This is a genomic window from Pseudomonas guariconensis (assembly GCF_015680235.1).
Taxonomy (GTDB): domain Bacteria; phylum Pseudomonadota; class Gammaproteobacteria; order Pseudomonadales; family Pseudomonadaceae; genus Aquipseudomonas; species Aquipseudomonas guariconensis_A.
The window spans coordinates 1-25,351 of the sequence record NZ_JADLJL010000045.1 but is presented as its reverse complement, the minus strand read 5'-3'; the positions used below and the strand labels follow the sequence as shown (position 1 = coordinate 25,351).

The 25,351-nt window shown below is 63.1% G+C and carries 23 protein-coding genes; 15 read left to right on the top strand and 8 right to left on the bottom strand.

What is annotated here, in order from left to right:
• Positions 1-382: 382 nt before the first annotated feature.
• From IRZ56_RS21395 to dksA, 5 genes are all read right to left on the bottom strand, one after another.
• Positions 383-1,840 (bottom strand): sigma-54-dependent transcriptional regulator, encoded by a 1,458-nt coding sequence (locus IRZ56_RS21395; RefSeq protein WP_196146769.1) that lies wholly within the window; start codon positions 1,838-1,840, stop codon positions 383-385.
• A gap of 4 nt (positions 1,841-1,844) precedes the next feature.
• Positions 1,845-4,820, bottom strand: coding sequence for a sensor histidine kinase (locus IRZ56_RS21390; protein ID WP_196146768.1), 2,976 nt, complete (start codon positions 4,818-4,820; stop codon positions 1,845-1,847).
• Entirely contained in the window at positions 4,804-4,980 is a 177-nt protein-coding gene (locus tag IRZ56_RS21385) for a hypothetical protein (RefSeq protein ID WP_003250005.1), read from the bottom strand. Before IRZ56_RS21385 ends, IRZ56_RS21390 begins: the two co-directional genes overlap by 17 nt.
• A 259-nt stretch (positions 4,981-5,239) precedes the next feature.
• The gene (gene gluQRS / locus IRZ56_RS21380) at positions 5,240-6,127 is read right to left on the bottom strand and encodes a tRNA glutamyl-Q(34) synthetase GluQRS (RefSeq protein ID WP_196146767.1); all 888 of its coding nucleotides are present in this window, start codon (positions 6,125-6,127) and stop codon (positions 5,240-5,242) included.
• 61 nt (positions 6,128-6,188) lie between these two features.
• Positions 6,189-6,632, bottom strand: a complete 444-nt coding sequence (gene dksA, locus IRZ56_RS21375; RefSeq protein WP_137162443.1) for an RNA polymerase-binding protein DksA — start codon at positions 6,630-6,632, stop codon at positions 6,189-6,191.
• Positions 6,633-6,843: 211 nt separating this feature from the next.
• Between dksA and IRZ56_RS21370 the strand changes: the two genes are divergently transcribed.
• Positions 6,844-8,016, top strand: a complete 1,173-nt coding sequence (locus IRZ56_RS21370; protein WP_196146766.1) for a pyridoxal phosphate-dependent aminotransferase — start codon at positions 6,844-6,846, stop codon at positions 8,014-8,016.
• The gene (gene sfsA / locus IRZ56_RS21365; protein WP_196146765.1) at positions 8,016-8,729 is read left to right on the top strand and encodes a DNA/RNA nuclease SfsA; all 714 of its coding nucleotides are present in this window, start codon (positions 8,016-8,018) and stop codon (positions 8,727-8,729) included. The genes IRZ56_RS21370 and sfsA overlap by 1 nt, the downstream gene beginning before the upstream one ends.
• Here the strand turns inward: sfsA and IRZ56_RS21360 are convergent.
• Positions 8,719-9,036 carry a Rieske (2Fe-2S) protein gene (locus IRZ56_RS21360; RefSeq protein WP_196146764.1) on the bottom strand — a complete coding sequence of 106 codons (318 nt, stop codon included), beginning with the start codon at positions 9,034-9,036 and terminating at the stop codon, positions 8,719-8,721. The two genes, sfsA and IRZ56_RS21360, sit on opposite strands and share 11 nt — an antisense overlap.
• A 151-nt stretch (positions 9,037-9,187) precedes the next feature.
• On the opposite strand from IRZ56_RS21360, the gene IRZ56_RS21355 reads away from it, so the two are divergent.
• From IRZ56_RS21355 to IRZ56_RS21340, 4 genes are all read left to right on the top strand, one after another.
• Positions 9,188-10,057 (top strand): heme/hemin ABC transporter substrate-binding protein, encoded by an 870-nt coding sequence (locus tag IRZ56_RS21355; protein WP_196146763.1) that lies wholly within the window; start codon positions 9,188-9,190, stop codon positions 10,055-10,057.
• 50 nt (positions 10,058-10,107) lie between these two features.
• Positions 10,108-11,091 (top strand): FecCD family ABC transporter permease, encoded by a 984-nt coding sequence (locus IRZ56_RS21350; protein WP_196146775.1) that lies wholly within the window; start codon positions 10,108-10,110, stop codon positions 11,089-11,091.
• Positions 11,091-11,858, top strand: a complete 768-nt coding sequence (locus IRZ56_RS21345) for a heme ABC transporter ATP-binding protein (RefSeq protein WP_196146762.1) — start codon at positions 11,091-11,093, stop codon at positions 11,856-11,858. The genes IRZ56_RS21350 and IRZ56_RS21345 overlap by 1 nt, the downstream gene beginning before the upstream one ends.
• A 109-nt stretch (positions 11,859-11,967) precedes the next feature.
• Positions 11,968-12,846 (top strand): ChaN family lipoprotein, encoded by an 879-nt coding sequence (locus tag IRZ56_RS21340; RefSeq protein ID WP_196146761.1) that lies wholly within the window; start codon positions 11,968-11,970, stop codon positions 12,844-12,846.
• Positions 12,847-13,091: 245 nt separating this feature from the next.
• Here the strand turns inward: IRZ56_RS21340 and IRZ56_RS21335 are convergent, their stop codons facing one another.
• Both IRZ56_RS21335 and IRZ56_RS21330 read right to left on the bottom strand, forming a co-directional pair.
• Positions 13,092-13,370: a TfoX/Sxy family protein gene (locus IRZ56_RS21335; protein ID WP_196146760.1), complete on the bottom strand. Its 279-nt coding sequence runs from the start codon at positions 13,368-13,370 to the stop codon at positions 13,092-13,094.
• A 205-nt stretch (positions 13,371-13,575) separates the two neighbouring features.
• The gene (locus tag IRZ56_RS21330; protein ID WP_196146759.1) at positions 13,576-15,138 is read right to left on the bottom strand and encodes an AAA family ATPase; all 1,563 of its coding nucleotides are present in this window, start codon (positions 15,136-15,138) and stop codon (positions 13,576-13,578) included.
• A 153-nt stretch (positions 15,139-15,291) separates the two neighbouring features.
• Here IRZ56_RS21330 and mrcB point away from each other — a divergent pair, with 153 nt between their 5' ends.
• The 9 genes from mrcB (at position 15,292) to msrQ (ending at position 25,153) form a co-directional block, all read left to right on the top strand.
• On the top strand, positions 15,292-17,610 hold the full coding sequence (gene mrcB / locus IRZ56_RS21325) for a penicillin-binding protein 1B (protein ID WP_196146758.1): 2,319 nt from the start codon (positions 15,292-15,294) through the stop codon (positions 17,608-17,610).
• A 25-nt stretch (positions 17,611-17,635) separates the two neighbouring features.
• Entirely contained in the window at positions 17,636-18,418 is a 783-nt protein-coding gene (locus IRZ56_RS21320; RefSeq protein ID WP_196146757.1) for a tetratricopeptide repeat protein, read from the top strand.
• Positions 18,415-18,747 (top strand): YqcC family protein, encoded by a 333-nt coding sequence (locus IRZ56_RS21315; protein ID WP_196146756.1) that lies wholly within the window; start codon positions 18,415-18,417, stop codon positions 18,745-18,747. The genes IRZ56_RS21320 and IRZ56_RS21315 overlap by 4 nt, the downstream gene beginning before the upstream one ends.
• 408 nt (positions 18,748-19,155) lie before the next feature.
• Positions 19,156-20,880, top strand: coding sequence for an acetolactate synthase 3 large subunit (locus IRZ56_RS21310; RefSeq protein WP_196146755.1), 1,725 nt, complete (start codon positions 19,156-19,158; stop codon positions 20,878-20,880).
• A gap of 1 nt (position 20,881) precedes the next feature.
• Positions 20,882-21,373 (top strand): acetolactate synthase small subunit, encoded by a 492-nt coding sequence (ilvN, locus tag IRZ56_RS21305; protein ID WP_003250040.1) that lies wholly within the window; start codon positions 20,882-20,884, stop codon positions 21,371-21,373.
• 58 nt (positions 21,374-21,431) lie between these two features.
• The gene (ilvC, locus tag IRZ56_RS21300) at positions 21,432-22,448 is read left to right on the top strand and encodes a ketol-acid reductoisomerase (RefSeq protein WP_043215774.1); all 1,017 of its coding nucleotides are present in this window, start codon (positions 21,432-21,434) and stop codon (positions 22,446-22,448) included.
• A 154-nt stretch (positions 22,449-22,602) separates the two neighbouring features.
• Entirely contained in the window at positions 22,603-23,460 is an 858-nt protein-coding gene (pssA, locus tag IRZ56_RS21295; RefSeq protein ID WP_084855446.1) for a CDP-diacylglycerol--serine O-phosphatidyltransferase, read from the top strand.
• A 71-nt stretch (positions 23,461-23,531) separates the two neighbouring features.
• The gene (gene msrP, locus IRZ56_RS21290; RefSeq protein ID WP_196146754.1) at positions 23,532-24,545 is read left to right on the top strand and encodes a protein-methionine-sulfoxide reductase catalytic subunit MsrP; all 1,014 of its coding nucleotides are present in this window, start codon (positions 23,532-23,534) and stop codon (positions 24,543-24,545) included.
• Positions 24,545-25,153, top strand: coding sequence for a protein-methionine-sulfoxide reductase heme-binding subunit MsrQ (gene msrQ, locus IRZ56_RS21285; protein WP_196146753.1), 609 nt, complete (start codon positions 24,545-24,547; stop codon positions 25,151-25,153). The genes msrP and msrQ overlap by 1 nt, the downstream gene beginning before the upstream one ends.
• Positions 25,154-25,351: the final 198 nt, after the last annotated feature.

The window sequence follows — 25,351 nt, the reverse complement described above, 5'->3', positions numbered from 1 at the left end:
GTCTTGTTCTTATTCTGGATTGCAGTGCTTGTTATTGTTCTTGTACCAAAGATATAGCAGGTGCCGTGCCAACTTTTCGAAACCCAGCAAAATCAGGGGCTTGGGCGGTTTTGGCAGAGCCTGTAAGGCTGGAAATGTGGAAATTTCGTTACCGTACGCCTCGGTGGATGTTACGGCTGGGCAGGCTGGGTAACAGATTTCGGGGCGCGATGCCTTTGCCATGCCGCTGTGGTGGCAGGGCAGGCCCAATCGCGGGACAAGCCCGCTCCCACAGGGGGTGTGTTCACCAACGGCACCTGTGAGAGCGGGCTTGCCCCGCGATTACGGTATTTGAGATAGCGCAGAGAAGGAGGCGGGAACCGGCGTCCCCGCCTGGAGCACATCAGTTGTCGCTGGTGGCGTTGCTCTTGCGCCGTGGAATGCCGAGGCGCTGACGGCGTTCCCACAGGCACTTGCGGCTGACGCCGAGCTTGCGGGCCAACTCGGTCTCGGTCATGTGGTCCTGGTGCTCGAGGACGAAGTGCTGGAAGTAGTCCTCCAGGGAAAGGTCCTCGGTCGGCTCATGGCTCGCGTTGTTGGCGCTGGCGCCCGGGGCGGACGGCACGATATCGAAGGCTTCTTCATCTTCCAGGCCGCTCAGCTCGATATCGATGCCCAGCAGGTCGGCAGAAATTTCCGAGCTCTCACTGAGAATCACCGCACGCTCCACGGCGTTCTCCAGCTCGCGCACGTTACCCGGCCAGCTGTAATGGCGGATGGCTTGCTCGGCTTCGCTAGAGAAGTGCAGGTCGTCACGACCGATACGGGCGCTCTGCCGGGCCAGGAAGGCATCGGCGATTTCGTTGACGTCGCTGCCGCGTTCGCGCAGGGCCGGCAGCTTCAGCGCGATGACATGCAGGCGGTAATAAAGGTCTTCGCGGAACTGGCCGGCCTTGGCCAGGTTCTTCAGGTCTCGGTGGGTCGCGGCGATCAGGCGCACGTCGACCTTCTGCGACTGCACCGAACCGACCCGGCGAATCTCACCTTCCTGCAGCACGCGCAGCAGACGGGCCTGGGCTTCCAGCGGCAGTTCGCCGATTTCGTCGAGGAACAGCGTGCCGCCGTCAGCCGCTTCGACGAGGCCCGCACGGCCGGCGCTGGCGCCGGTGAACGCGCCTTTTTCGTGGCCGAACAGTTCCGATTCGATCAGGGTTTCCGGAATGGCCGCGCAGTTCACCGAAATCATCGGAGCCTTGGCCCGGCGCGACAGGTTGTGCAGGGCACGGGCGACCAGCTCCTTGCCGGTGCCGGATTCGCCCTGGATCAGCACATTGGAGTCGGTGGGCGCGACCTTGCGGATCTTGCTGAACATGTCCTGCATGGGCGGGCACGAGCCAATGATGCCGATCTCGCCGGTGGCAGGGGCAGGGCTGCCCTTGTCTGCCACGACGGGCTTGCCGTTGGCCCGCGGCTCGGCACCGCCGACGGCCGCGACGGGGGCCGGGGCGTTCTGCCGGTCGCGCAGGATGCGCGCCACGGCCTGGAGCATCTCGTCATGATCGAAAGGCTTGGCGATGTAGTCCACCGCGCCCATTTTCATCGAGTCCACCGCCGAGCGCAGGCTGGCGTAGCTGGTCATGATCAGCACCGGCGTGCCCTGGCCGAGTTTGATCAACTCGGTGCCCGGGGCGCCGGGCAGGCGCAGGTCGCTGACGATCAGGTCGAAGGTGGCAATGCTGAAGCGTTCCTGGGCTTCCTGCACCGAGCCGGCTTCGCTGACCTGGTACTGGTTCCGCTCGAGCAGCCGACGCAAGGCCGAGCGGATGATGGTTTCGTCTTCGACGATCAGAATGTGCGGCATTGATTCAATTCTCTCGACGGTCTCGAATTTCAGGGGACGTCGCTACGACATGCCGGGGCAGGGTCACGCGGATCCGGGTGCCACGCTGCCGTTCGATATCGGCGGGGCTGTCGATGGTGATTTGCCCATAATGCTCTTCCACGATGGAATAGACCAGAGCAAGCCCAAGTCCGGTGCCTTCGCCCGGGTCCTTGGTGGTGAAGAAGGGTTCGAACAGGCGGTCCATGATGCTTTTCGGGATCCCGCTGCCTTCATCTTCGACGACCAGGTCGACGGTGTGCTCGTTGACCTCGCTGCGCACTCGCACGGCGCTGCCGGGCGGGGACGCGTCGCGGGCGTTGGAAAGCAGATTGATCAGCACCTGGGCCAGGCGTTGCGGGTCACCTTCGACCCAATGGTCCGGGTCGCAGAGGTTGAAGAACTGTACTTCGAAATTGCGCCGGTTCAATGCCAGCAGACCAATGGCATCCTGCGCCACCTCGGCCAGGCATACCGGCTCCTCGCTGTTCTGGTGGCTGCCACCGGCATGGGCGAAGCTCATCAGCGACTGCACGATGCGCGAAACGCGCTTGGTCTGCTCGATGATCTGGCTGGACAACTCGATGATCTCGCCGTCGCCGTCGCGTTCTTCGCGCAGGTTCTGCGCCAGGCAGGCGATGCCGGTGATCGGGTTGCCGATCTCGTGGGCCACGCCCGCGGCCAGGCGGCCAATGCTCGCCAGGCGCTCGGAGTGCACCAGTTTGTCTTCCAGGGCCTGGGTCTCGGTGAGGTCCTCGACCAGCAGTACCAGGCCGCTGTTGCCCGGCGCCAGTGGCTCGGCGATGGCGGCCTTGTGCAGGTTCAGCCAGCGGGTCTGGCCGTCCAGTGCCAGGCGCTGCTTGTGCAAATGTTCGTCCGGGACATTGATGAAGTTCTGCAGCAGGCCACGCCAGGGCTCGGAAACGGTGACCAGGCGCGAGCCGACCACATGCTTGGCGGCAATGCCGGTCAATTCCTCCATGGCCTTGTTCCACATCAGGATCTCCTGGTCCTTGGCCAGGGAACAGACGCCCATCGGCAGTTCCTGCAGGGTCTGGCGATGGTAGCGACGCAGGGCGTCGAGCTCGGCGGCAAGGCCGGTCAGGCGCGAGTGGTAGTCTTCCAGGCGGCTTTCGATGAAGTGGATGTCTTCGGTGACGTAGTTCTCGTTGCCCGACTTGTACGGCAGGAAGGTCTCGACCATGTCCTGGGCCACGCTTGGCCCCATCAAGCCGGACAGGTTGGCCTCGATGCGGTCGCGCAGGCGGCGCAAGGCGTAGGGGCGGCGCTCGTCGAAGGGCAGGTAGAGGTCGCGCAGGGCCTGTTCGACCTCCTTCTGCGCGGCCTTGGCGCCCAGCGGCTTGGCCAGCTGGGTGGCGAATTCCTGGGGCGAGGCGGCGTGCAGCTCCCGGCGCTGCGGGCGACGGACGTTGTCGACGGCACAGGCCTCGGCGGCACTGACCTCTTCGCTGCTGGCGTTGGTGAACAGCGAGATCAGGGTGAACAGCAGCACGTTCGCCGCCAGCGAGCCGATGGCCGCCATGTGCCAGCTGGTGTCGTCCAGCACATAGATCATGTCCAGCAAGGGAATATAGAAACCCTGCAGGTTACCCAGCAGCGGTAGCAGCATGGTCACCATCCATACCGCGATCCCGGCCATCAGGCCAGCGATGAAGCCACGGCGGTTGGCGGTCGGCCAATACAGCACCGACAGCACGCCGGGCAGGAACTGCAAGGTCGCGACGAAGGCGACGATGCCCAGGTTGGCCAGGCTCTGGTGGTTGTTCTGGGTCAGGTAGAACACGAAGCCGGCGGCAATGATGGCGACGATCAGGGCGCGGCGGGTCCACTTCAGCCAGCGGTAGATGTTGCCTTCGGCCGGCGGCTGGTAGAGCGGCAGCACCAGGTGGTTCAGCGCCATGCCCGACAGCGCCAGGGTGGTGACGATGATCAGCCCGCTGGCGGCCGACAACCCGCCCACGTAGGCGAGCAGCGCCAGCGCCGGGTTGTCGGCGGCGATGCCCAGGCCCAGGGTGAAATACTCGGGGTTGGTGCTCGCACCCAGGCGCAGGCCGGCCCAGAGCACCAGCGGCACGGCCAGGCTCATCAGCAGCAAGAACAGCGGCAGGCCCCAGCTGGCACTGACCAGCGAGCGTGGGTTGAGGTTCTCGGTGAAGGCCATGTGGTACATGTGCGGCATGACGATCGCCGAGGCGAAGAACACCAGCAGCAGGGTCCGCCAGGGGCCTTCCTGTAGCGGGGTATGCAGCGCGGCCAGGGCGGTCTGGTTCTGCAGCAGCCAGACCTCCAGCTGGTGCGGGCCGCCGAACACGCCATACAGCGCGTACAGCCCGATGCCGCCCAGGGCCAGGAGCTTGATCACCGATTCGAAGGCAATGGCGAATACCAGGCCTTCATGCTTCTCGCGTGTGGCGATGTGGCGTGAGCCGAAGAAAATGGTGAACAGGATGATCAGCACGCAAAAGGCAAACGCCACCCGCGCCTTGACCGGCTCGCCGGTGAGGATGCTGATCGAATCGGCGACCGCCTGGATCTGCAAGGCCAGCAGCGGCAGCACGCCGATCAGCATGAAGATGGTGGTCAGCGCGCCGGCCCAGGTGCTGCGAAAGCGAAACGCCAGCAGGTCGGCCAGTGACGACAGCTGGTAGGTGCGGGTGATCTTCAGGATCGGGTAAAGCAGCACCGGGGCCAGCAGGAAGGCGCCGGACACGCCCAGGTAGCAAGCCAGGAAGCCATAACCGTACTGGTAGGCCAGGCCCACCGAGCCATAGAAGGCCCATGCGCTGGCATAGACGCCCAGAGACAAGGTGTAGGTCAACGGGTGGCGGATGATCGAACGCGGAATCAGCCCGCGCTCGCTGATCCAGGCCACGCCAAACAGCACCAGCAGGTAGGCTGCGCTGATCAGGATCATCTGGGTCAGGCTAAAGCTCATCGGCATCTCGTTGGCTCTGCAAAATGAAGGTGACGACGATGAGGATCAGCCAGAGCAGGTAAGGGCGGTACCAGGCACCGGTCGGCTCGATCCACCAGTCCATGATGGCGGGGGAGAACAGGTAGATTCCCACGACCAGAAGCAGGACCAAACGATAGATGTACATGCTGGCCTCGTTGGTTGGGCGCTGCGGCTTGGACTTATTATTGGCGCAAATGGCTGGGGCGATGCTAGCGGGAATCGATAGGGTTCGCCAAGGTTTTGAATTTATTGGCCTTTTGTTTTTCAGCGGCCCGCCCCCCCTGTAGGAGCGGCCTTGTGCCGCGAAAGGGGCGCGAAGCGCCCCCAGGTCATCGATATCATGGGCTGCTCTGCAAGCCCGTTCGCGGCACGAGGCCGCTCCTACATTGATCGCGCCGGCCGTATCAGCGCAGATCAGCCTCAGGCACGGTCAGTTGCCGTGCAATCGCCTCCGGCCGCCAGCGTTGCCGGGCGATGGCCAGTACCTCGGCGGGGCTTGCGCTCTCCATGGCAGGCTCCGTAGCCTGCCCCAACGCGCGCAAGGCCCGCAACAGCAAGGGCGTCGCCTGGTCGGCCTCGAGCGGCGGCGAACGGTATGACTTGCCCAGCTTGTGACCGTCCGGCTGCACGATCAGCGGAATGTGTAGGTAGCGCGGCTGGGAGAAGCCCAGCAGCTCTTGCAGGTACAGCTGGCGCGGGGTGTTGTCGAGCAAGTCGGCGCCGCGCACGATGTCGGTAACACCCTGCCAGGCATCGTCCAGCACCACCGCCAACTGGTACGCATACAATCCGTCGCGGCGCTGGATGACAAAATCGCCCACCTCGCGCCCCAGGTGTTGCTGGAACTCGCCCTGCACCCGATCGGAGAAGCGGTAGATCAGCTCCGGCACTCGCAAGCGGATCGCTGCACCCGCTCGGGCATGCCCGGCGTTGCGGCACAAGCCCGGGTAGATGCCGTTGTACTTCTCCAGCTGCTTGCGCGAGCAGGTGCAGGCATAGGCCAGGCCCATGTTGAACAGGCGGTCGACCACGGCGGCGTAGGCGTCGTGCCGCTGGCTTTGGAATACCACCTCGCCATCCCATTCCAGGCCGTAGCGCTCCAAGGTCTGCAGGATGGCATCGCGAGCGCCGGGCATTTCCCGTGGTGGGTCGGTGTCCTCCATGCGCAGCAACCAGCGACCACCGACCGCGCGGGCATCGAGCCAGGAGGCGAGGGCGGCGACCAGAGAGCCGAAATGCAGGAAACCGCTGGGGGTGGGGGCGAAGCGTCCGATGTAGCGGGAGTCGTTCATGGGTACAAGCTATATAAATGAAACGGGGCGCATGATGCGCCCCGTTCAGGTGGAAGAAAGATCAGCCTTTGCCGACCGTTTTTTCCTTTTTCTCGGCAATTTCCTTGCAATCGAAGCACAGATCGGCGGTAGGACGGGCTTCCAGACGGCGCAGGCCGATCTCAATGCCGCAAGACTCGCACCAGCCGTACTCATCGGCCTTGATCTTGTCGAGCGTCTTGTCGATCTTCTTGATCAGCTTGCGCTCGCGGTCGCGGTTGCGCAGCTCCAGGGCGAACTCTTCTTCCTGGCTGGCACGGTCGGCCGGGTCAGGGAAGTTGGCTGCTTCGTCCTTCATGTGGTCCACGGTACGGTCGACACTGTTCATCAGCTCTTGCTTCCAGGCGCCGAGCAGCTTGGTGAAGTGCTGTTTCATGGGCTCGCCCATGTACTCTTCACCCTTGGTTTCGACGTAGGGTTCGACACCGTACATGGTCTGGGCTTTTTGCTTTTCTACGGTGGACATGAATAGACCGCCTCTTACTCATCTGATCCAATGCGCAGGCTGCTCCATCTCCGGCACCCGCCGGCCCTGCGACTGCGAGCCGCCGAACTTACCAGATAGATCGGGGGTGCGCTAGCCCGCCCGATCCTAGGTGTTGACAGCGACGCAAGCCGCACGTTCGATGCTGCGCAGAGGTAGAATCACCAGTTTAGACCTAATTGAGAGAAGGCCCATGGCCCAGCCACACAGTGCGCGCAGTCGCGCCATCGAACCCTTCCACGTCATGGCCTTGCTGGCGCGCGCCAACGAGCTGCAGGCGGCCGGCCACGATGTCATCCACCTGGAGATCGGCGAGCCGGACTTCACCACCGCCGAACCCATCGTGGCCGCAGGCCAGGCGGCATTGGCCGCAGGCCACACCCGCTACACCGCGGCGCGTGGCCTGCCGGCGCTGCGCGAGGCGATCGCCGGCTTCTATGGTCAGCGTTATGGCGTGAGCGTGGACCCGGAGCGCATCCTCGTCACGCCGGGCGGCTCGGGTGCACTGCTGTTGGCCAGCAGCCTACTGGTCGACCCAGGCAAGCACTGGCTGCTGGCCGATCCTGGTTATCCTTGCAATCGGCACTTCCTGCGCCTGGTCGAAGGCGGAGCACAGCTGGTGCCGGTAGGGCCGGAGGTCAACTACCAGCTCACCGCCGACCTGGTCGAGCGCCATTGGGACAAAGACACCGTCGGCGCACTGGTGGCTTCGCCGGCCAACCCCACCGGTACGGTGCTCGACCGCGACGAGCTGGCCAGTCTGTCCAGGGCCATTCGTGAGCGCCACGGCCACCTGGTGGTCGACGAAATCTACCACGGTCTGACCTATGGCATGGATGCGCCCAGCGTGCTGGAAGTGGACGACCAGGCATTTGTCCTGAATAGTTTTTCCAAGTATTTCGGCATGACGGGCTGGCGCCTCGGTTGGCTGGTCGCGCCTCCCAGCGCCGTGGGGGACCTGGAAAAGCTCGCACAGAACCTCTACATCAGTGCACCCAGCATGGCCCAGCACGCGGCACTGGCGTGCTTCGAACCTGCGACCCTGGCCATCCTCGAGGAACGCCGGGCCGAATTCGCCCGGCGGCGCGACTACCTGCTGCCGGCCCTGCGCGAGCTGGGCTTCGGCATTGCCGTCGAGCCCCAGGGCGCCTTCTACCTGTACGCCGATATCAATGCCTTCGGCGGGGATGCCTTCGCCTTCTGCCGGCATTTCCTGGAAACCGAGCACCTGGCGTTCACCCCTGGCCTGGACTTCGGCCGCCACCAGGCCGGCCACCATGTACGTTTCGCCTATACCCAGAGCCTGCCGCGTCTGGAAGAGGCGGTGCAACGCATTGCCCGTGGCCTGAAGAGCTGGCAAGGCTGATGCTGTTCTTTCCCGAACTCGAACAGGCACGCCTGTTGCGTCGCTACAAACGCTTCCTGGCCGATATCGAGCTGGCCAGTGGTGAACAACTGACCATTCATTGCCCGAATACCGGCTCCATGCTCAATTGCATGCGCGAAGGCGGGCAGGTCTGGTTCAGCCGCTCCAACGACCCCAAGCGCAAGCTGCCGGGTACCTGGGAAATCAGTGAGACGCCCCAGGGGCGCCTGGCCTGCGTCAATACCGGCCGGGCCAACGCCTTGGTGGAGGAGGCCCTGCGCGCCGGGCAGATCACTGAGCTGGCCGGGTTCACCGCGCTCAAGCGCGAGGTGGCCTATGGCGAGGAAGGCAGCCGGGTGGATTTTCGCCTGGAATTCCCGGACGGGCCGGCCTACGTGGAGGTCAAAAGCGTGACCCTGGGCTACCCGGATACACCGGTCGCCGCATTTCCCGATGCGGTGACCCAGCGCGGGGCCAAGCACTTGCGCGAGTTGGCGGCGCTGGCGCGCCAGGGCATCCGCGCGGTGCAGCTGTACTGCGTCAACCTCACCGGCGTGGAAGCGGTTCGCCCAGCCGAGGAGATCGACGCGGCCTACGCCCAGGCCTTGCGGACTGCAGTGGCGGATGGCGTCGAGGTGCTGGCCTATGGCACCCGGTTGGACGCCGAACAGATCATCATCGATCGGCCATTGCCGGTACTGCTCACGCCTTGAGCCAGATGCCCTGGCTGTCTTCCAGGCACGTCAGGGCGTCCAACTGCTCGCCTTCGCAAGGGCCGGCCACGCATTCGCCGTTTTCGATCAGGAACAGCGCGCCATGGTGGGCGCAGTGGATTAGGCTGGCGCTGTCGTCGAGAAAGGCATCGGCGTCCCAGTTCAACGGGATGCCACGGTGCGGGCAGCGATTGCGGTAGAGGTAGACCCGGCCCTGGCGGCGCACACCGAACAGGTGCTCGCCAGCTACGCTGAAAGCGCGGCTGGCACCTTCGGCCAGGTCGGTTGAGGCACAGAGAAAATGCATCGATGCAGACGACTCGTGTAACAAAGGGATGGCTTGACGCCTCAATGCGAACAATTATCAAATTGCTCGCATTCGCTGCGTCCGGCTGTCTATGGTGCGCAGTTCCGCCGCCTGCGACAAGCGCGTGGCCTGCCTTCTGCAAAGGAATACGATGATGCGTCGTCCTGCTGCTCTGATCGCCCTGTGTGCCGGTCTCTTTTTATCCACTCAGGCCCTGAGCGACGAGCTGCCGCAGCGCTGGGTCAGTGCCGGCGGTGCCTTGAGTGAGTGGATAAGTGCCTTGGGGGGCGAGCCGCGCTTGGTCGGGGTCGATACCACCAGCCAGCACCCGGCATCGCTCAAGGCGCTGCCCAGCATCGGCTACCAGCGCCAGCTGTCTGCTGAAGGCATCCTCAGTTTGCGCCCTGACGTGCTGGTGGGAACCGAAGAAATGGGGCCACCGCCGGTGCTGGCGCAGATCCGCAAGGCGGGGGTGCGGGTCGAACTGTTTTCCAGCAAGGCCGAACTGGGCGCCGTGGACGGCAACCTCAAGCAATTGGGCAGCCTACTCGGTGCCGAGCGCAAGGCCGCCGAGCTGAGCGCCGGTTACCACCAACAACTGCAGGCCGTGCAGGCAAAGGTCAAGCAGGCCCAGGCCAGCCAAAACGCCCCGGGTGTGCTGTTGCTGGTCGGCCATGCTGGCGCCAAGCCCCTGATAGCAGGGCAGGGCACGTCGGGCGACTGGCTGCTGCGCCAGGCCGGTGCCCGCAACTTGGCCGCTCATCAGGGTTACAAGAATTTCTCGGTCGAAGCGTTGGCCGCTCTGGGCCCGGATGTTGTTGTAATCTCCGACCGTGCCCTGGAGGGGGAACAGGCTGTGCGGGCGATGCTCAAGGAAAACCCGGGCCTGGCTGCCTCCCGCGCTGCACGTGACAAACGCCTGGTTTACCTCGACCCGACCTTGCTGGTCGGTGGCCTCGGCCCGCGCCTGCCGGCGACCTTGAATGGGTTGGTCGAGGCCTTCTACCCGGCGGCCCAATGAAACAACGTGTGCAACCCCGTACGCTGTTCATCGCCCTGACCTTGCTATGCCTGTTGGCGACCTGGTTGTCGCTGGCGTTGGGCCCGGTCAGCCTGCCGCTGTTCGATACGTTGCGTGCCGGGTTGCGCCTGTTGGGGTTGCCCGTCGCCGCCGATGGCTTGGAACAGGCCGAGATGATCCTCGCCCAGATCCGCCTGCCGCGCACTCTGCTGGGGTTGGCGGTGGGCGCGGTGCTGGCGCTGTCGGGTGTGGCGATGCAGGGTTTGTTCCGCAATCCACTGGCTGATCCCGGGCTTGTCGGCGTTGCCAGCGGGGCGGCCCTGGGCGCGGCGGTGGCGATCGTCGGTGGCAACTGGTTGGGCGGGATCCCGGAGTGGTTTGCCCCTTATCTGTTGTCGGCTTGCGCGTTTGTCGGCGGCCTTGGTGTCACTGCGCTGGTCTATCGCCTGGGGCGCCGTGACGGTCAGACCAACGTCGCCACCATGCTGCTGGCGGGCATAGCCCTGACTGCACTGGCCGGTTCGGCGGTGGGGTTGTTCACCTACCTGGCCGACGATGCCACCTTGCGCACGCTGACCTTCTGGAACCTGGGCAGCCTCAACGGCGCCAGCTACGAGCGCCTGTGGCCCTTGCTGCTGGTGGCGACGGCCGTTGCATTGTGGTTGCCACGCCGAGCCCAGGCACTCAATGCCATGCTGTTGGGGGAGTCGGAGGCACGGCACCTGGGTATCGAAGTGGAAGCGCTCAAGCGCGAATTGGTGTTTTGTACCGCGTTGGGTGTGGGGGCCGCCGTTGCCGCCGCGGGGCTGATCGGCTTCATCGGCCTGGTGGTACCGCACCTGGTGCGTCTGCTTTGTGGGCCGGACCATCGGGTGCTGCTGCCGGCGTCCTTGCTGGCCGGCGGTGCGCTGTTGCTGTTCGCCGACCTGGTGGCGCGCCTGGCGTTGGCACCGGCGGAATTGCCGATCGGTATCGTGACCGCATTCATCGGCGCGCCGTTCTTCCTGTTCCTGCTGATTCGAGGGCGCGCCTGATGCTGGAAATCGACGGCCTGCACTTGCGGCGTGGCAGCAACGATGTGCTGCACGGGATCGACTTGCACGTGCGGCCCAGGCAGGTCCTGGGTGTGCTAGGGCCCAATGGCGCCGGCAAGAGCAGCCTGTTGGGCGCATTGTGTGGCGAATTGGCGCCTAGCCAAGGGCAGGTGCGGCTGCAGGGGCGTCCGCTGGCAGACTGGCCGGGTCAGGCGCGTGCCCGTCGCCTGGCGGTGTTGCCACAAGTCTCCAGCCTGGGCTTTGCCTTTGGCGTCGAGGAGGTGGTGGGCCTTGGCCGGTTGCCCCATGCCAGCGGTCGCCAGCGTGACCGGGAAATCGTCGAGGCCGCTCTGCGCGCGGCAGACGCCTGGCACCTGGTGGCGCGCAACTACCTGGCGTTGTCTGGCGGTGAGCGCCAGAGGGTACACCTGGCACGGGTATTGGCGCAGTTATGGCCAGGCGAGCAGGGCAGCACGTTGTTGCTGGACGAACCCACTTCGATGCTCGACCCGCTGCACCAGCACACCACCTTGCAGGCGGTACGGCGTTTCGCCGACCAGGGGGCGGCGGTCCTGGTCATCTTGCATGACCTCAACCTGGCGGCGCGCTACTGTGACCGTATCCTGCTGCTGGAACAGGGGCGCAGTCATGCCCTGGGCACGCCGCAGCAGGTCCTTACGCCCGAAGCGCTCAAGGCCGTATTTGGCGTCGATGTGCTGGTGCAGGCACACCCGGAGCGTGGGCATCCGCTGATCATCATCCGCTAGGCTCATTTAATCCGGTAACGTCGGACGCGACCCCGGCCGTTCCTCGACTGTTTTCGCGTTGCCTGGCCGGCGTCCCAAGACTTTTCACACAAGCCTAGGAGGTACAGCCATGCGCCATGGAGTGTTGTCCGGCTTGCTGGTCCTGATATTGACTGGTTGCCAGGCCAGCCTGCCGCCCTTGCCCATCTGGCAGGGCAGCGTGGGGCGGGATAACGCGCAGTTGGGCGAAATTCGCGACCTGGCCGATGGCCAGTCGCTCACCCCCGAGCAGCTCGTGGCCGAGCTGGCCCGGGCCCCTCGGGTATTGGTGGGTGAGAAGCATGACAACCCTGACCACCATGCGTTGCAGTTGTGGTTGTTGCGCGCCTTGGAAACCCGGCGTGCGCAGGGCAGCCTACTGCTGGAAATGTTGCAGCCGTCGCAGCAACCCTTGGTCGATGCGCTGCAAGGGCAGGCGATGCTACCCGCAAAATTGCCTCAGGCCCTTGCCTGGCAGGAAGGGTGGGACTGGCAACTGTACGGGCCTATCGTGCGCGAGGCATTGCAGCGGCAGATCCCACTGCTGGCGGCCAATCTGACACCCGATGAAATGCGCCAGGCCTATCGCAACCCGCCGGTGCTGAGCGGGCCGCATTCGAATGCGCCGGCGGTGAAGGCTGTGTTGCTCGAGCAAGTCCGTGCGGGCCATTGTGGGTTGCTGCCGGAGCAGCAATTGCCAGCCATGCTTGCCGTCCAGCAGCAGCGCGACCGGCGTATCGCCGAGCGGGTACTGGCCGCGCCGGCCCCGGCTTTGCTGTTCGCTGGCAGCTACCATGTACGCAAGGACCTGGGGGTTGCGTTGCATTTGGCTGACTTGGGAGCAACGGGCGAAACGAAGGTGTTATTGCTGGTGGAGGTCGGGGAGAAGGTCGAGCCAGGCATGGCGGACTATGTGTGGTACACGGCGGCATTGCCTGCCCAGGACTATTGCGCTCAGTTGCGTCGATGAAATGTGTGTTCAGCCTATACAGGCCCAATCGCGGGGCAAGCCCCACAAGAGCTCGACCTTAGCGCTGCCAAATGTCGACCAAAAAAAAGACCCGGCAAAACTGCCGGGTCAATAACCGTGATTAGCCTGATGAGGAGATAATCTGAGCGTCCGAACCAGGGACCTTTCAGCTTATCCAACCAGTCTCGCGACCAGTTGTGGTAATCATAACGATTCTCATTTCGTCGTCAATCCCTCCACTACGATTATTTTGATTTTTTTTGCGCAGGGTTCTTGGCGTCCAGTTGATCGTCGAGCGCCTGTTTGCGCTCGGCGGGCAAATCGTTCCAGTGCATGTCCAGCAATGCTGCCTCGATGGAGTACAACAACACCTTCGATGCCCGGAACCCTCGCGACTTCACGGCCTGATAGGCACCCACCGCGCCCAGACGGCGCAGGTCCGATGCACTATGGATACCGACAGCGTGAAGCCATTGTGCGGAGGTCTTGCCAAGATTTCTCAGATGCTGCAATTCATCGTTCATCTGGCCTCCTGGCGATGGCTGAACGAGGTCTGTGGAATAAATCGCGAGCAGGTCAGAGAGGAGTGTAGCGGGGGTTGGGAAATGCGCGGCCTTTTGCCATCGACGGCCGACAGGGTGCGAAACGCTCGATGAATCTGGCGACACAAGGCCGCCGGTTGTGGGAGCGGCCTTGTATCGCGAGGGCTGCAGCGCAGCCCTTTTATCATCAGAAACCAGGCAGGCGCTGGCGAATCTGCTCGATCAACTGGTCCATGCTGGTGCTTTCATGGGTGTCTACCCGCTTGCTGTGGGGCAGCTCGTCGCCGGCCAGGGGTTCGCGGCTGGCCTGTTGGGCCTTGATCACTTCCAGCGTGGCATCGGACGGGTCTACATTCTGTGCCTGGCGTTGTTCCAGCCAGCTGGCGATGACAGCGTCAGGTGCTTGGCAATCGAGGATCAGGAACGGCACGCCGGTTTCGCTGGCGATCTGCGCCGCCGCCTGGCGCTGCGCCTGCTTGAGGTAGGTAGCATCGAGCACCACCGGGAACCCGGCGTGCAGGATGGCTGCCGCCACTTCATGCAAGCGCTGATAGGTAGCGCGGCCAGCGTCCTGGTCGTAGATGCCGGCCTGCAACTGGCCCGCGCTTTCCGGCTGCTGTTCACCGAACAGGCGCTTGCGTTCCACATCCGAACGCACCCGGATCGCGCCCAGGGCCTCGACCAGGCGCATGGCCACGTGGCTCTTGCCCACGGCCGACACGCCATGGGTAATGGCCAACAGTCGCGATGGAATGGCGCTGTAGCTTTCAGCCAGGTTGGCATAATTGCGGTAGGTGCGCAGGGTGGTGGCGCGCTGCACGCCATCGGCCTCGGGCGGCATGCTGAACAGGGCGACCTTGGCGCGTACCAGGGCACGGTAGGCTTTGTAGAAGTTCAGCAGCTCCAGGCCTGCGTAGTCGCCGGTCAGTTCCAGGTATTGGCTGATGAAGCGGCGGGCCAGGCATTTCAGGCCGCGGTCCTCGAGGTCCATGGCCAGGAAGGCGATGTCGGCATAGACATCGGTGAGGCGGAAGGGCTCGTTGAACTCGATGCAGTCGAAGATCACCACCTTGCCGTCGATCAGCGTGGCATTGCCCAGGTGGATGTCGCCGTGGCACTCGCGGATGAAGCCGTTGGCCTTACGTGCCTCGAGCAGGCCGTGCAGGCGCTCGAAGCTGCTACGGGCCCAGGCCTGAAGGTTGTCGAGCTGTTGCAGGTCGGCCTTGTCGCTGAGGAACGGGCGGATCTGCTCGAAGTTCTGCTCTACCGGAGCCATGACGCTTTCCGGCGTTCCCAAAGGGTGATCGACCGCGACCTTGGGCGCTTGCAGATGGAACTCGGCGATCTGTCGGGCCATCTGGTCGATGTGCCCGGCGTTCAGCTCGCCATTGGCCTGCAAGGTATTGAGCATCTGCCCTTGGGGGAACTGGCGCATCTTCAGGGCGTATTCGATCGGCTCGCCGTCGCCGCCCAGTTGCGGAGCTTCGGCGCTGCCGGTGATCGGCAGGACTTCAAGATAAAGACCGTCGGTCAGGCGCTGGTTCAGGCGCAGCTCTTCATTGCAGAAATGCTGGCGTTGATCCAGGCCGGTGAAGTCGAGGAAGCCGAAGTTCATCGGTTTCTTGATCTTGTAGGCATACTCGCCGGTCAGCAGCACCCAGGAGATATGCGTCTCGATGAGTTGGAACCCGTCCACCGGATGGGAATAGAGGGCGGGGTTCTGCAGCGCGCTGATCAGGGCTTGGCTCACGGGCAATCCTTCTGGAGGCAGGGAATTCGAAAGCGCCATTATGGTCAATGGTGCCGTCCCTGCAAACCGCTGGAATCCCAGGCGGACGAAGCGACCATTCTGAATCGCCCCGCAGCCCACCAGCCTTGACCAAAGTGCGTATAATCCGCCGCCATGACTCGTACCCGAAACTCCCGCACCCCCAAGAAACGCCCGACCGGCCGCTCCCGCGCCTGGCTGGGCTGGGCCCTGAAGCTCAGCCTGGTCGGCCTGGTGCTGATCGCCGGCTTCGCGGTCTACCTCGATGCTGTCGTCCAGGAGAAGTTCTCCGGCAAGCGCTGGACCATCCCGGCCAAGGTGTATGCCCGGCCGCTGGAGCTGTTCGTCGGCCAGAAGCTGAGCAAGAACGACTTCCTGACCGAACTCGATGCCCTCGGCTATCGTCGTGAAACCGCCGCCCAAGGCCCGGGCGAAGCATCGATCAATGGCAATACCGTCGACCTCAATACCCGTGGCTTCCAGTTCTACGAGGGCATGGAGCCTGCGCAGTTCGTGCGCGTGCGTTTCTCCGGCGACTATGTGGCGGGGCTCTCCGGGGCCAATGGCGGCAAGCTCGACGTGGTGCGCCTGGAGCCGCTGATGATCGGCGGCATCTACCCCAAGAACCTGGAAGACCGCATCCTGATCAAGATCGACCAGGTGCCACCGTATTTGCTGGAAACCTTGGTGGCCGTGGAAGACCGCGACTTCTACAGCCATTTCGGCGTATCGCCCAAATCCATTGTCCGCGCCATGTGGGTCAACACTTCGGCGGGCGCGATGCGCCAAGGCGGCAGTACCCTGACCCAGCAGTTGGTGAAGAACTTCTACCTGACCAACGAGCGTAGTCTCAGCCGCAAGCTGACCGAAGCGATGATGGCGGTGCTGCTGGAGCTGCACTACGACAAGCGCGAGATCCTCGAGGCCTACCTCAACGAGGTGTTCGTCGGCCAGGACGGCCAACGCGCCGTGCACGGCTTCGGCCTGGCCAGCCAGTTCTTCTTCAGCCAGCCGCTGGCCGAACTCAAGCTGCACCAGGTCGCGCTGTTGGTCGGCATGGTCAAGGGGCCGTCGTACTACAACCCGCGTCGTCATCCGGAGCGCGCCCTGGCCCGTCGTAACCTGGTGCTCGACCTGCTGGCCGAGCAGGGCGTGGCGACCCCGGAAGCGGTCGCGGCGGCGAAGAAAATGCCGCTGGGCGTGACCAAGCGCGGCAGCCTCGCCGACAGCTCCTTCCCGGCCTTCCTCGACCTGGTCAAGCGCCAACTGCGCCAGGACTACCGCGACGAAGACCTGACCGAAGAAGGCCTGCGCATCTTCACCAGCTTCGACCCGATCCTGCAGATGAAGGCCGAGACGGCCATGAGCGAGACCTTCAAGCGCCTGGCCGGGCGCAAGGGTGCCGACGAGGTGGAGTCGGCAATGGTGGTGACCAACCCTGAAACCGGCGAAGTGCAGGCCCTGATCGGCAGCCGCCAGGCCGGTTTCGCCGGCTTCAACCGTGCGATCGATGCGGTGCGGCCGATCGGCTCGCTGGTCAAGCCGGCGGTGTACCTGACCGCCCTGGAAAAGCCGACCAAGTACACCCTGACCAGCTGGGTGCAGGATGAGCCGTTCTCGGTCAAAGGTGCCGACGGCCAGGTCTGGCGCCCGCAGAACTACGACCGCCGTCCCCACGGCACCATCTACCTGTATCAGGGGCTGGCCAACTCCTACAACCTGTCCACCGCCAAGATCGGCCTGGAAGTGGGCGTGCCCAACGTGATCAAGACCATCGGCAGGCTCGGCGTGAACGTCGACTGGCCGGCATTCCCGTCGATGCTGCTGGGTGCCGGCGGTATGTCGCCGATGCAAGTCGCGACCATGTACCAGACCATCGCCAACGGTGGCTTCAACACGCCGATGCGCGGTATCCGCAGCGTGCTCACCGCCGAAGGCGAGCCGCTCAAGCGCTACCCGTTCCAGATTCAGCAGTCCTTCGACCCAGGTGCCATCTACCTGGTGCAGAACGCCATGCAGCGGGTGATGCGCGAAGGCACGGGCCGCTCGGTCTACAACGTGCTCCCACGCTCGCTGACCCTGGCCGGCAAGACCGGTACCAGCAACGACTCGCGCGACAGCTGGTTCTCCGGTTTCAGCCAGGACCTGCTGGCGGTGGTCTGGCTGGGGCGTGACGACAACGGCAAGACCCCCTTCACCGGTGCCACCGGCGCCCTGCAGGTCTGGACCAGCTTCATGCGCAAGGCCGACCCGTTGCCGCTGGACATGCCGCAACCGGACAACGTGGTGCAGGCCTGGATCGACCCGTACAGCGGCCAGGGGTCGGACGGCAGCTGTCCGGGGGCGGTGCAGATGCCGTATATTCGAGGGAGTGAACCGGCTCCCGGTGCCATCTGTGGCCCCCAGGATCCGGTCGAGTCCGTCATGGACTGGGTCAAGGGATGGATGAATTGAGCGCTAGCTTCGAAGAGGGTGTGACGTGAACAAGTGGTTGTTTCCTGCCTTGACGGCGATGGCCGTGCTCCATGGCTGTGCCAGCGTGCCGCGCGGCAATATCCCGGTGGTGGACTCCAGCACCCGGGTCTCCAATAGCGAGCGGGTCGCGGCCAACCGCAGCGGTGGTCTGCCGACCAGTGGCGGCACCCGCCAGGCCCAGGCCCTGCCCGAAGACTCCGGCGTGACCGTGATGATTCCGCAAGGGGCCGGCGCTGCGCCGATCCAGTCCTTCCCGGCCGGCAGCAGCGCGGCGCCGATCAGCACCGGGCCTATCACGCCTGGGCCGATCAGCACCGGCCCAATTACCACCAATCCCAACCCGGTAGCTGACGAGCCGTTCGACATCGCCTCGATGAACAGCGCGCCGAGCGCCACTTCCAGCGCCCCGACCGGCATCCCGCGCAGCAATGCAGGCAGCGGCGGCCTGTCGGCCGACGAGCAACTGGACGGCCCGGTGCTGGCATTGCTGACCACCGCTCAGCAACAGCAGGGCGGCGGTGACTTCAACGGCGCCGCATCGAGCCTGGAACGTGCCCAGCGCATCGCCCCGCGCGAGCCGCAGGTGCTGTTCCGCCTGGCCCAGGTGCGCCTGGCCCAGGGCGATGCGGCCCAGGCCGAACAACTGGCCCGTCGCGCCCTGACCTACGCCAACGGTCGCCCCGACCTGCAGGCCGAGCTTTGGAACACCATCGCCCAGGCCCGCGAGAAGCAGGGTGACAGCGCTGGTGCTGCGTTGGCGCGGCAGAAGGCGCGGACGACTTCGTGATGGAACAGCGCATCCTGGACATCGCCGACCACCTGCTGCTGATCGAGCGCGAGCTGCAGGTGCAGGGCTGGTGGAGCGCCGAAGCGCCGACGGCCGATGCGCTTGCCAGCGTGGTGCCGTTCGCGGTCGATACCATGGCTTTCGAACAATGGCTGCAATGGATCTTTCTCCCGCGCATGAAGCTCATCATCGAGCATGGGCATCCGCTGCCCAATGCGTCCGGCATCCTGGTCATGGCCGAAACCGTGTTCGTCGATCGTCCGGAACAGAGCCGCGAGCTACGGCGCCTGCTGGCAGCGTTCGATCAATTGATCAGCCCTTCCGCCTGATTTCTTCTCTTTTTCCTTCAAGGGCCGCAGATTGTGGCCCTTTTTTATGGATTTCTTTATTTTTCTGCTGCTGACGTCGTTTTTAGTGGTGGCAGTGCTTCATCCTGGGGAAAAATTGGCAATAATTTTTCTTGACTTACGCGTGCCGAATCAGAAGAATCCAGTTTCCGCTGTAGAGGGACTGCCAGAAGCAGACCCGCTAAGCAGATCATGAGGCGCACACCCGCGCCGACTTGTTACACCCCGCAACGCGTTACCTCGCGCTGGGTGGGAACCCCCCGCAACACTCTGGGGCGCTCCCAATACTTGCTCAGTCAGTGCTGACGTTCGCTCATGCTCTGCTTGGCAGTAAACCTATTAAGACCCGCCCAATGAGGGCGGTATTCTGGCGTTTTAGAGGTGAACAACGTGGAGCTTTTATCTGGCGCTGAGATGGTCGTCCGCTTCTTGCGTGACGAAGGCGTTAAGCACATCTACGGGTACCCTGGTGGTGCTCTCCTTCATGTTTATGACGCCCTGTTCAAGGAACCGGAGATCAACCACATCCTGGTTCGTCATGAGCAGGCTGCCACCCATATGGCGGACGGCTACGCCCGTGCCACCGGCAAGGCCGGCGTGGTACTGGTCACTTCCGGCCCAGGCGCGACCAATGCCATCACCGGCATTGCCACCGCCTACATGGACTCGATCCCGATGGTCATCCTCTCCGGCCAGGTGCCCAGCACCATGGTAGGGACCGATGCCTTCCAGGAAACCGACATGATCGGTATTTCCCGGCCGATCGTGAAGCACAGCTTCATGGTCAAACACGCCACGGAAATCCCTGAAGTCCTGAAAAAAGCCTTCTATCTGGCACAGTCCGGCCGTCCAGGCCCGGTCGTGGTCGACATTCCAAAAGATATGACCAACCCGGCCGAGAAGTTCGAATACGTCTATCCGAAGAAGGTCAAGCTGCGTTCCTACAGCCCGGCGGTTCGCGGCCACTCCGGCCAGATCCGCAAGGCGGCCGAAATGCTGCTGGCTGCCAAGCGTCCAGTGGTCTACGCCGGTGGCGGCGTCATCCTCGGCGGCGGCTCCGAAGCCCTCACCGAGATCGCGAAGTCGCTGAACCTGCCGGTCACCAATACCTTGATGGGGCTGGGTGGCTTCCCGGGCACCGACCGTCAGTTCCTGGGCATGCTCGGCATGCACGGCAGCTACACCGCCAACATGGCCATGCACAATGCCGACGTGATCTTCGCGGTCGGCGCGCGTTTCGATGACCGTGTGGTCAATGGCCCTGCCAAGTTCTGTCCGAATGCCAAGATCATCCACATCGACATCGATCCGGCGTCGATCTCCAAGATGATCAAGGCCGACGTGCCGATCGTAGGTCCTGTGGAAAGCGTCCTCAACGAGATGCTGGCCATCCTCAAGGAAATCGGCGAGCAGCCCGACAAGGCGGCGCTCGATGCCTGGTGGAAGCAGATCGAAGAATGGCGCGGCGATCGCGACCTGTTCCCTTACGACAAGGGCGACGGCAGCGTGATCAAGCCGCAGACCGTGATCGAGACCCTCTGCGAAGTGACCAAGGGCGATGCCTTTATCACTTCCGACGTGGGCCAGCACCAGATGTTCGCGGCGCAGTACTACCGCTTCAACAAGCCGAACCGTTGGATCAACTCCGGCGGCCTTGGCACCATGGGCTTCGGTTTCCCGGCGGCGATGGGCATCAAGCTCAACTTCCCCGACCAGGACGTGGCCTGCGTGACTGGCGAAGGCAGTATCCAGATGAACATTCAGGAGCTGTCCACCTGCATGCAGTACGACCTGCCGGTGAAGATCGTCAACCTGAACAACGGTGTGTTGGGCATGGTTCGCCAATGGCAGGACATGGCCTACAGCGGCCGTCACTCGCACTCCTACGTGGAGTCGCTGCCTGACTTCGTCAAGCTGGTCGAGGCCTATGGCCACGTGGGTATCCGCATCACCAGCCTGAAGGATCTCAAGCCGAAGTTGGAAGAGGCCTTCGCGATGAAGGACCGCCTGGTGTTCATCGACATCGCGGTCGACAGGACCGAGCACGTCTACCCGATGCAGATCAAGGACGGCTCGATGCGTGACATGTGGCTGAGCAAGACGGAGCGTACCTGATATGCGGCACATCATTTCCCTGCTGTTGGAAAACGAACCCGGTGCCTTGTCTCGCGTGGTCGGCCTTTTCTCCCAGCGTAACTACAACATCGAAAGCCTGACCGTGGCGCCGACCGAGGACCCGACTCTGTCGCGCCTGACCCTGACGACCGTTGGTCATGACGAAGTGATCGAACAGATCACCAAGAACCTGAACAAGCTGGTCGAAGTGGTCAAGCTCGTCGATCTGTCGGAAAGTGCTCACATCGAGCGCGAGCTGATGTTGGTCAAGGTCAAGGCCACCGGCGCCCAGCGCGCCGAGATCAAGCGCACCACGGATATCTTCCGTGGCCAGATCGTCGACGTCACCGCCAGCGTGTACACCGTGCAACTGAGCGGCACCAGCGACAAGCTGGACAGCTTCATCCAGGCCATCGGCACCGCGTCGATCCTGGAAACCGTGCGCAGCGGCGTTACCGGCATTGCCCGTGGCGACAAAGTGCTCAGTATCTGAATACGCATATAAAGAATCAGTGATGGCTCGTGGAGCCGAGATATAACAGGGGTATTTCATGAAAGTTTATTACGACAAAGACTGCGACCTTTCCATCATTCAGGGCAAGAAAGTCGCCATCATCGGTTACGGCTCCCAGGGCCACGCCCAGGCGTGCAACCTGAAGGACTCCGGTGTGGACGTCACCGTCGGTCTGCGTAAAGGTTCGGCCACCGTTGCCAAGGCAGAAGCCCACGGCCTGAAAGTGGCCGACGTGGCCACTGCTGTCGCGGCTGCCGACCTGGTCATGATCCTGACCCCGGACGAGTTCCAGGGCGCTCTGTACAAGAACGAGATCGAGCCGAACATCAAGAAGGGCGCCACCCTGGCCTTCTCCCACGGCTTCTCGATCCACTACAACCAAGTCGTTCCGCGTGCCGACCTCGACGTGATCATGATCGCGCCGAAGGCTCCGGGCCACACCGTTCGCTCCGAGTTCGTCAAGGGCGGCGGCATCCCTGACCTGATCGCTGTCTACCAGGACGCTTCCGGCAACGCCAAGAACGTCGCTCTGTCGTACGCCTCGGGCGTCGGCGGTGGCCGTACCGGCATCATCGAAACGACCTTCAAGGACGAGACCGAAACCGACCTGTTCGGCGAGCAGGCCGTTCTGTGCGGTGGTACCGTCGAGCTGGTCAAAGCCGGTTTCGAAACCCTGGTCGAAGCTGGCTACGCGCCGGAAATGGCCTACTTCGAGTGCCTGCACGAGCTGAAGCTGATCGTCGACCTCATGTACGAAGGCGGTATCGCCAACATGAACTACTCGATCTCCAACAACGCCGAATACGGTGAGTACGTCACCGGCCCGGAAGTCATCAACGAAGAATCCCGCAAGGCCATGCGCAACGCTCTGAAGCGCATCCAGGACGGCGAGTACGCGAAGATGTTCATCTCCGAAGGCGCCACCAACTATCCGTCCATGACTGCCAAGCGTCGCAACAACGCCGCCCATGGCATCGAAGTCATCGGCGAGCAGCTGCGCTCCATGATGCCGTGGATCGCTGCCAACAAGATCGTCGACAAGACCAAGAACTAAGGTCTGCTTCGATACATGAAAAAACGCGGCTTCGGCCGCGTTTTTTCATTTAGGCGGCCGGCTTCTGGTATAAAGCGACCAGTGGCTTGCCGTTAGAACCTGTTTAGCAGGCCCGTGTCGAATTTTTTTCCACTTCCGTTGCAAGGTATTTTTCATGAGCGAACGTCCCGAAGAGCCGAACAAGCCCTCCGACGCCGAAAGCCTGCTACCTGTCGATGAGCATATTGAAGAAGGGCACGACGCCGAAGGCCGCAAGGTCCGCCATCGCGGTATCTACCTGCTGCCCAACCTGTTCACGACCGCCAACCTGTTTGCCGGTTTCTACTCGATCGTCAGCTCCATCAGCGCGCATGGTTACCTCAGTGCGGGTGACCCTCGCGAAGCGAGCAAGTATTTCGCCTTCGCCGCGATCGCCATCTTCGTGGCCATGGTCCTCGATAGCCTGGACGGCCGCGTAGCGCGCATGACCAACACCCAGAGCGCATTCGGTGCCGAATATGACTCGCTGTCGGACATGGCCGCCTTTGGCGTCGCGCCGGCGCTGCTGGCCTTCGTCTGGGCGCTGGGCGATATGGGCAAGGTCGGCTGGATGGTGGCGTTCATCTATGTGGCCGGTGCGGCATTGCGTCTGGCGCGTTTCAACACCCAGGTCGGCACCGCCGACAAACGTTACTTCATCGGCCTGGCCAGCCCGGCCGCCGCGGGTGTGGTCGCCGGTACCGTATGGGCCTTCAGCGACTATGGCATCCAGGGCTCCAAGCTGTCGTTCCTGGTTGCCTTGCTGGTTGCGGCCGCGGGCATGCTGATGGTCAGCAACATCAAGTACAACAGCTTCAAGGAGCTCGACCTCAAGGGGCGCGTGCCGTTCGTTGCGATCCTGGCGGTGGTGCTGGTGTTCGCCGTGGTGTTCAGCGACCCACCCCGTATCCTGCTGCTGATCTTCCTCGGTTATGCCGTCTCGGGCCCGGTGCAATACCTGCTGCGTGGTCGTCGTCGCAAGACGCCACAATGAGTTAATGCTGGAATAACCCTCCGGCTCCATAGTCTTACAGGTACATCCGTTGCCTGTGCTATGGAGCCGTCATGCTTATCAAGTCTCTCAGGTCGTCCGACTGCAAAGCGTCGGAGATCACGCCAGAAGCTATCTATCTTTCCCGTCGTACCTTGCTGGGCGGCTCCCTTGCTGGCTTGGCGCTCGGTGCGCTGCCGGCAGTCGGTGTGGCGGCCGAGCCGTCGCGCTATGCCGATGTCACGCCTGGCGCGCCGCCCCGCTGGTTCGATGAAAAGCTCGCTGGAGCGCGCTGGCAGGCGGTCACGGTCAAGGACGAGGCGATCACGCCGTTCAAGGACGCCACGCACTACAACAACTTCTATGAGTTCGGGCCGGATAAGGGCGACCCGGCCGCCAATGCTGGCAGCCTGAAGACCGAGCCATGGAGCCTAGTGGTCGATGGCGAGGTGGCCAAGCCGGGGCGCTATGCGCTCGAAGACTTCGTCAAACCTTACCAGCTCGAGGAACGCATCTACCGCTTGCGTTGCGTCGAGGCCTGGTCGATGGTCATTCCCTGGCTGGGCTTCCCCTTGACCGAAGTGCTCAAGCAGGTGCAGCCAACCTCGAAGGCGCGCTATGTGCGCTTCGAGACCCTGCAGGACCCTAAGTCCATGCCGGGCCAGCGTTCGGGCTTCGCCTTGATCGACTGGCCCTACGTGGAGGGCCTGCGCCTGGATGAGGCGATGAACCCGTTGGCGATCCTGGCTGTGGGGATGTATGGCCGTGAACTGGCCAACCAGAATGGCGCACCGCTGCGTCTGGTGGTGCCCTGGAAGTACGGGTTCAAGAGCATCAAGTCGATCGTGCGCATGAGCCTGGTGGCGGAGCAGCCGCGTACCACCTGGGAAAGCCTGGCGCCCGAGGAGTACGGGTTCTATGCCAACGTCAACCCGACGGTGGATCACCCGCGTTGGACTCAGGCCAGGGAGCGGCGCCTGCCGAGCGGTCTGTTCAGCCCCAATGTACGCGATACCTTGATGTTCAATGGCTACGCTGATGAAGTGGCGTCACTCTATACCGGGCTCGACCTGCGGAAGAACTATTGATGCGCTACCCCTGGTTTCGCCTGGCCATCTTCCTGGTGGGGAGCATTCTCCCCGCCTGGTGGCTATATGAAGCAGCGATGGGCCTGCTTGGCCCGGACCCGGGCAAGATCCTCGTGGATCGCCTGGGGCTTGGGGCACTGACCTTTCTGTTGGTTACCCTGGGCATGTCACCATTGCAACGCCTGACGGGCTGGTCGGGGTGGATAGTCGCAAGACGGCAGCTGGGGTTGTGGTGCTTTGCCTATATCGTGCTGCACATGACAGCGTATATGGTGTTCGTCCTGGGGTTGGACTGGGGGCAGCTAGGGGTGGAGTTGCGCAAGCGGCCCTATATTATCGTTGGGTTCCTGGGCTTCCTGGGGTTGCTCGCGCTGGCAGCGACTTCCAATCGATACAGCCAGCGGCGCCTGGGCGCTCGGTGGAAGAGATTGCACAGGTTGGTATACGTCATCCTGGGGCTGGGGTTGCTGCATTTCCTCTGGATCGTGCGTTCAGACCTCAAGGAGTGGGTGGTGTATGCCTCTATTGGAGGGCTGTTGTTGGCCGTGCGATTACCGCCGGTATGGCGTCGTGTCCCTCGCTTGATGGGGCGGGGGAGGGCGGTTTGAAACTTTTTTGAAATAACTGTTGACGCCCTTCTGAATCCCCTTATAATGCGCCCCACTTCCGACGCAGTCGAAACGCAAAACTCCTTGAGATTCAATGAGTTGAACGCTTCAGGTAGTATCGGAAGGCTTCGGTCTCACAGATCGGCAGCGGTGAAAAAGGCAGTTGACAGCAGGTTTTAACGCTGTATGATTCGCCTC